This window comes from Oleiphilus sp. HI0132, assembly GCF_001635845.1.
Window position 1 is genome coordinate 1 of the sequence record NZ_LWGJ01000492.1, and the last position, 1,142, is coordinate 1,142.

The window sequence follows — 1,142 nt, forward strand, 5'->3', positions numbered from 1 at the left end:
ACAGCTTCAACGGTGAAGGCTTATGGCTTTCGAAGATTAGAGGTCAGGAAGGTAAACGCATTGGCAATGCAGATAAGCTGGAAAGCTGGGTAGAGCTATTGAACAGACATTATAAGTTACTGAAATAAGCATCACCCACCCTTTAACCCACCACAACACAATTTTGTCACTAGACCACACAATGTTGACGTTAACGTCAACGTAAGTATATCATGATAGCTAAAGTAAATTGGCCAAAAAGGGTTGATAGAATGAGCCAACAATTCAGCATTAGCGAACTGTCTCGCGAGTTCGATGTCACCACCAGAACCATACGCTTTTATGAAGCAGAGGGACTTCTGCACCCTACCCGAAAGGGACAAACGCGAATTTATTCAGATGCCGACAGAGTCACACTAAAACTGATTATTCGAGGCAAACGCCTTGGTTTATCGCTTGCCGAGTCAAAAGAACTCATTCAGTTGTACGACCCAAGTGGTGCAAACCAAGTTCAATTACGACGCCTGCTCGATAAAATTAATGAGCGCAGACAAGTCTTAAAGCAACAGGTTGAAGATATTCGTGTTATGCAGCTCGAACTTGATGAAGCCGAGTCTCGGTGCATAGACGCGATAAATAAACAAAAGACATAAACAATCTCTTACCGAATAAATAGAAATGTGAGGCAAACCATGCAATTACTAAATTTTGATTTGTGTGNNACCAATNNCATGCTCACAACGTCACTACCAGCGTTCGGCTCACTCATTGCGAGTGCACCAATGTGCTCACCCGAAATAAGCTTCGGTAAATACTTTTCTTTTTGTTCTTGGCTACCGTTACGGTTGATTTGGTTAACACATAAATTTGAATGAGCGCCATAACTAAGGCCAATCGATGCGCTGCCGCGGCTGATCTCTTCCATTGCCAGTACATGAGCAAGGTAGCCCATGTTTGTGCCGCCAAACTCTTCCGGTACGGTCATGCCCAATAGACCCATTTCACCAAGTTTAGGCCAAAGCTCGTTAGGGAACTCGTTATCACTATCGGTCTTTGCAGCGATGGGCGTAATCTCACTTGCGACGAAGTTAGAGACCTGGTCTCTGAGCATGTCATTGGTTTCACACAAATCAAAATTTAGTAATTGCATGGTTGGCCTCACA

Annotated in this window: 1 protein-coding gene and 1 pseudogene; one reads left to right on the plus strand and one right to left on the minus strand. The window is 43.8% G+C overall.

Features of this window, described 5'->3' with window-relative positions:
• Positions 1 to 251: 251 nt before the first annotated feature.
• Entirely contained in the window at positions 252 to 632 is a 381-nt protein-coding gene (locus A3766_RS05970; RefSeq protein WP_068511073.1) for a MerR family DNA-binding transcriptional regulator, read from the plus strand.
• Between the two features lie 59 nt (positions 633 to 691).
• Here A3766_RS05970 and A3766_RS05975 read toward each other — a convergent pair.
• Positions 692 to 1,129 (minus strand): annotated as a pseudogene (locus tag A3766_RS05975) (acyl-CoA dehydrogenase family protein); the annotation flags it as partial.
• Positions 1,130 to 1,142: the final 13 nt, after the last annotated feature.